The sequence below is a fragment of the Chamaesiphon sp. VAR_48_metabat_403 genome, assembly GCF_031422475.1.
Taxonomy (GTDB): domain Bacteria; phylum Cyanobacteriota; class Cyanobacteriia; order Cyanobacteriales; family Chamaesiphonaceae; genus Chamaesiphon.
The window spans coordinates 1-5,125 of the sequence record NZ_JANPLS010000207.1 but is presented as its reverse complement, the minus strand read 5'-3'; the positions used below and the strand labels follow the sequence as shown (position 1 = coordinate 5,125).

Annotated in this window: 8 protein-coding genes and 1 pseudogene; 5 read left to right on the top strand and 4 right to left on the bottom strand. The window is 44.4% G+C overall.

Features of this window, described 5'->3' with window-relative positions; all coding sequences use genetic code 11:
* Positions 1–151, bottom strand: a 151-nt coding sequence (locus tag RMO79_RS24510; protein ID WP_396136564.1) for a DUF2281 domain-containing protein, incomplete at its 3' end; no start/stop codon positions are given.
* Positions 152–442: 291 nt separating this feature from the next.
* On the opposite strand from RMO79_RS24510, the gene RMO79_RS09670 reads away from it, so the two are divergent.
* The 4 genes from RMO79_RS09670 (at position 443) to RMO79_RS09655 (ending at position 2,223) form a co-directional block, all read left to right on the top strand.
* Entirely contained in the window at positions 443–1,000 is a 558-nt protein-coding gene (locus tag RMO79_RS09670; protein ID WP_310482922.1) for a hypothetical protein, read from the top strand.
* A 2-nt stretch (positions 1,001–1,002) separates the two neighbouring features.
* Positions 1,003–1,197 (top strand): hypothetical protein, encoded by a 195-nt coding sequence (locus tag RMO79_RS09665; RefSeq protein ID WP_310482921.1) that lies wholly within the window; start codon positions 1,003–1,005, stop codon positions 1,195–1,197.
* Positions 1,198–1,588: 391 nt separating this feature from the next.
* Entirely contained in the window at positions 1,589–1,810 is a 222-nt protein-coding gene (locus tag RMO79_RS09660) for an AbrB/MazE/SpoVT family DNA-binding domain-containing protein (protein WP_310482920.1), read from the top strand.
* Complete coding sequence (locus tag RMO79_RS09655) at positions 1,807–2,223, top strand: type II toxin-antitoxin system death-on-curing family toxin (RefSeq protein ID WP_310482919.1); 417 nt, start codon at positions 1,807–1,809, stop codon at positions 2,221–2,223. The genes RMO79_RS09660 and RMO79_RS09655 overlap by 4 nt, the downstream gene beginning before the upstream one ends.
* A 652-nt stretch (positions 2,224–2,875) precedes the next feature.
* On the opposite strand, the pseudogene RMO79_RS24505 reads toward RMO79_RS09655, so the two are convergent.
* Positions 2,876–3,229 (bottom strand): annotated as a pseudogene (locus tag RMO79_RS24505) (HYD1 signature containing ADP-ribosyltransferase family protein); the annotation flags it as partial.
* Here RMO79_RS24505 and RMO79_RS24500 point away from each other — a divergent pair.
* Complete coding sequence (locus RMO79_RS24500) at positions 3,230–3,358, top strand: transposase (protein ID WP_396136563.1); 129 nt, start codon at positions 3,230–3,232, stop codon at positions 3,356–3,358. It begins immediately after the preceding pseudogene.
* 82 nt (positions 3,359–3,440) lie between these two features.
* Here the strand turns inward: RMO79_RS24500 and RMO79_RS09650 are convergent, their stop codons facing one another.
* Both RMO79_RS09650 and RMO79_RS09645 read right to left on the bottom strand, forming a co-directional pair.
* Entirely contained in the window at positions 3,441–4,424 is a 984-nt protein-coding gene (locus RMO79_RS09650; protein WP_310482917.1) for an aldo/keto reductase, read from the bottom strand.
* A 343-nt stretch (positions 4,425–4,767) separates the two neighbouring features.
* Positions 4,768–5,125: IS4 family transposase (locus tag RMO79_RS09645; protein ID WP_310482915.1), on the bottom strand; the 358-nt coding region annotated here is incomplete at its 5' end.

Sequence of the window (5,125 nt, the reverse complement as noted above, 5' to 3'; positions counted from 1 at the left end):
CCTTCCAGATGCCGAAAGCATCTTTTCGATCGAGTGGGGGTGCTTGCACCGATTGATTATGCTTTGCAACAAAACCCTCAATATAGTGTAGGGCTTCCTGTTGCACCGACTCTGGTAGTCGCTGAATTTGTTCGAGGAGTGCTTGCTCCATACGATTATCAAGGGCAATTAAAGATGTATTCCTATTTTAGCTCAAGTCTGTGAGAGCGCACTCATAAGTAGAATTTCTCCCTGTTAGGTTGGGTTGAAGCCCTCAAAACCCAACAATTCCAGTGTTTGAGGCTCGATCGATCGCTATTGGGGAGTATTTTTATATCCTGTTGGAATTATCGATTACCTCCGGTAGGCTACGCCAACGATTACCTAGTTCGAGAAACCCAGCAATTTCAGTGTTTGAGGTTCGATCGATCGATATTGAGGAGCATCTTTGTATCCTGTCGGAATGATCGATCGATTACCTAATTCGAGAAACCAGACAATTTCAGTGTTTGAGGCTCGATCGATCGCCATTGAAGAGTATCTTTATATCCTGTCGAAACGATCGATCGATTATCTACTTCTGCTTCACTCTCGCCAGCGTACAACTGCTGTTGTCACTATCGAAGAGAGTATCAAACCTGCTAAATTAACAGGTGAAACATTCTTGTCAACATATTCACCTGTGGCTAAATTACCCAATGCTGTTATCGATAACGTCTTTACCCTGCAACGTCATCTAGTTGAATGCGTCGATGATACTACCGCTATGGAATTCAGACTGTGGCAGCAGATTGGCGAAACAGCAGAAACCTTGCCAGAATTGGAAGAGCTACAGAATATTAGAGAGCGGCTAGTAAATTCATATTCGCGCCTACAGAACATCCTGCTGAGAATTGCCCAATCTCAGCCAATTGCCGCCAGGGATATGCTAGATTTACTGTATCGATCTATGGAGCAAGCTCAATTTTTTATAGATGCCAGTATTGCCAGCTTGCAAGATATCCAACGTAATTGGAATTAGCTATGGAAACCAAATTTAAAATTCCCGATCCTGAAACTAGAGCTAAAACTCTTGCCAAGCTTAGAGAAGCTCGTCATCAAGGGGATTTAGCAATTCTTATGCTAGATGAAACACTTGCCTTAGCTGACGCACATCTTCTCCAACAACGTCGCGAAAGATTGTTAGGTAAAACAGATTTGATTATCGATTCTCCCTGAGGAGAGGCTTACGCCAACGAACATAACATCCCTACAGGCGACAAATTGTAACCAATGAGATTTTCTCGCCGTAGAGCGAGCCTCAAATACCAGAATTGCTGGGTTTTGAGGCTCGCTCTCTATGAAGGCGCATCTTTATACTCTGTCAAAATGATCGATCGATTACCTACTTTGAGAAACCCAATAATTTCAGTGTTTGGGGTTCGATCGGTCGCTATTGAGGAGCATTTTTGTATCCTGTTGGAATGATCGATCGATTAACTTGGGTTCGATCGTCGTTAATTCGATCGTTACAACATTTGTGGTAACATTGAGAAGAGGTTCCCAAAGGAGAAGGCTTCTGCTGAGGCAGGGGCTTCGCCAACGATATTCCCTCTAGCCAAAAGTAATTATGCTGCTAAATATCAAAAAACGCGGTAACTCACTGAGTATCATTGTCCCCAAAGAAATGGCAACGAGCATGAGTGTTGAAGATGGCGACACTCTCTTCGCCACCAAAACGCCATCGGGATATGAGATTTCCGCATACGAGCCTAGTTTCGCAGCTAAAATGGAAGCAGCTCGACAAGGGATGAAAAAATATCGCAATGCCTTAATCGAGTTAGCAAAATGAGCGAACCTTGTTGGCTGGATCCTCGTGATGTTTGTGCCATTCACAATGAAATCATTGTTCAATCTGGTGGTGATGTTGGCATCCTCAATGAAGGTGCTTTAGAATCAACCTTAAATAAACCCAAAAATCTGTATTGCTATGGTGAGGATATAACTTTATTCCCATTAGCAGCAGCTTACGGCTATGGACTTGTCAAGAATCATTGTTTTATAGATGGTAACAAAAGGATTGCGCTGATTGCTGTTTACACATTTCTATCGATTAATGGAATCGAACTGACAGCATCAGAAATTGATGCTGCAAATTTTTTCTTAGAGCTAGCAGCAAGTCAAGAAAATCAGGAAGAAGGAATGAGTAGATTGGTAAACTGGCTGCAAATCAATAGTGAGATTTCTTCCCGTAGGCTGGGTTAAGCCTCGAAGCACAACAATTTCAGTGTTTGAAGCTCGTTCGCGTAGCGTACCGGAGGTAATCGGTATTGAGGAGCATCTTTATATCCTGTTGGAATGATCGATCGATTGAAACTCAACAATTTCAGTGTTTGAGATTCGTTGGCGTAGCGTACCGTAGGTAATCGTTGGCGAAGCCTACCGGAGGTAATCGGGATTGAGGAGCATCTTTATATCCTGTCGAAACGATCGATTACCTTTGGTTCGATCTTGGCTATGCTTCCGTCGTCCAATTTTCGATCGTCAAATTAGGGATTCGATCGAATTGATGACTGACGGATGAAGTATAGTCCTTGTTTGCTGGGTGGTTGGATGGCATTCATGCGTAGGATCGATCGTCAGATCTATAGTGATTTTATTGTCTCCGATACAGAAGACTCCCATATTGACTCAAATTCTTCTGCACTAATTATGTAATCTGACTCGATATGTGACTCTAAGAACTGCCGATCGCACAAAGAAATTCCACCGATCTCTGCATGATTAATTTGCTTAGAATTAAACAGCCTGCGTCCATAACACTCTACTTGTCGAACAGCCCAACCCTCACTATCTAATTCGACATACTGAGTGCCTATACCTAGTTTGGATTCTGATGGGAATTTCAAATATTGTTTCATAGAAATGTTCTGCCAGATCGAATGATTAAATTATGAATATTCAAATCCATAGAACTTGGATGTAAATAAATATATTCATTACATTGCACAATTCCTAGATCTAAAACATCAAACTCAATAAAATAATCTAGTTTCTCCAGATGTCGAGTTCCTCCCATTGTGTACCAGGAAAGTTGTAGTAAAGAAATCTGACCAGATTCTATTTGCAATTGGGTCATCTGAGACTGAGATCTAGCTGCAATCGTCTCTGGTGCAATATTTGTAAAATACTGACCTTCTCCGAACAGAACATCTCTACCATTCTTTTTTGTTGATGAGGGACGAAAGACCCCACTCTCTATGATAGCAAAATGTCCATATTCAGTGGCGTTACAGAGGGAATTAACACAAGAATTAAATTAATTATCCGTCAAAGCTATGGATTTAAAAATTTTGATTTGATGAAAGAGAAGTTATTAGCTTGCTTATCACCATATTAGCAGGAGATCCCCAGATTTTTGCTCTTTTGGCAACCCCTTGATTTACCAGCGGTTATTGAGACGTTACAATCAGTTCTCGATCCTACTGGGCAGCATCCGATCGAACTTTACCGACTGCTGCTTCAATTTTTTGCTTCAATTGTGCGTCGATCTTGGGAATGATCTCGATCGCGCCCATATTTTCGATAACTTGTTCCTTGGAACTGGCTCCAGTAATGACCGTACTCACATGAGGATTGCTAGCACACCAGGCGATCGCCAATTGTGAGAGCGTACAGCCTAATTGTGCGCTAATCGGGCGCAGACGTTCGGTAGCGGCAATCCAGTCGCTATTGGTAACTGTTTGTTGTAACCACGAGTAGCCCGGTAAAGTCGATCGACTCCCCGCTGGCACACCATTGGCATATTTACCCGTGAGGACACCAGACGCGAGCGGACTCCAAGTAGTCAAACCCAATCCCTGCTCGTCATAGAGACTGGCATATTCGGTTTCAACGCGATCGCGGTGAAATAAATTATACTGGGGTTGCTCCATCACGGGCTTGTGCAGGTGGTGTCGATCGGCAATTTCCCACGCACTGCGGATCTCGGCTGCCGACCATTCTGACGTGCCCCAGTAGAGGGCTTTGCCCTGTTGAATCATATCGTGCATCGCCCAAACGGTCTCTTCGATCGGGGTGTTCGGATCGGGACGATGGCAAAATACTAGATCTACATAGTCCAACTGTAAACGTTGCAGCGAAACATCGATCGCGTGGTGGAGGTACTTACGATTGAGTGTATTCTTGCGATTTGGCCCTTCAGCAATTCCCCAATAAAACTTAGTGGAGACAATATAAGATTCTCGTTCCCAGCCTAACTGCTGGAGTGCATCGCCCATCAAGGTTTCAGCTTTACCGCCAGCATAGACTTCGGCGTTGTCAAAGAAGTTGACACCCGCATCTCTGGCGGCGGCGAGGGTTTCGATAGCCACATTTTTGTCTACCTGATTGCCGTAGGTGATCCAAGATCCCAGCGACAGTTCACTGATTTGTAAGCCAGAATGTCCCAAGCGGCGATATTTCATGCTCGATTCTCCTTGAAGGAACTCAAATTTGCAGGTAACTAAATTGTTGTGCCCCAGTGACGATCGTTAGCTGTTAACCATTGGATTGTGGCGAGCAAGGGGTTGAAGCTAAGCTCATGAGATTCACTAGCTCCCAAATTGCGATCGGGGCAGATCTTTATCTTAACCATCTGGCTAGTGCTTGTCTTTGCGATTTACACTAAAGGCTCTGGTTATCCACACGCAAACTTTTCAGCTTCGTTTCCGCTGGTGTTCTACCCCCCAACCCCCCCCTTATAAAGGCTAGCCATTACCCACAGAGCGTGTATTTTTCGCAGTGCGAAAAATACACGATCTGTCCCCGCTAGGTGGGATGCGGAGGCTGATGGAGAAGTCGCCACATTGTCACCAGATCCGTCAATCGCGAGAAACCTCGCCAAATCGTCTTCACACCCGGTACGCCATCGCCCCGTCGGGCTAAAAATCCACCGAGTTGAGCTAGCATCAGCACCGCCTCACCCAAGGTCGGTGGCTCTGGTGGTGGTTGACCCTGACCCAGATGATGACAAGCTAAAGCTTGCCATTCATCTGGTTCTAAGATGCACTCACAAGAAACGGCGGGATTAACTCTAGATGTATAGGTGAGCCACAATAATCGCCATGCTACTATTGAATAAGTCACAAAAGCTCGTTTCAATCGATCGGCAGTTTCTAACTGTAAT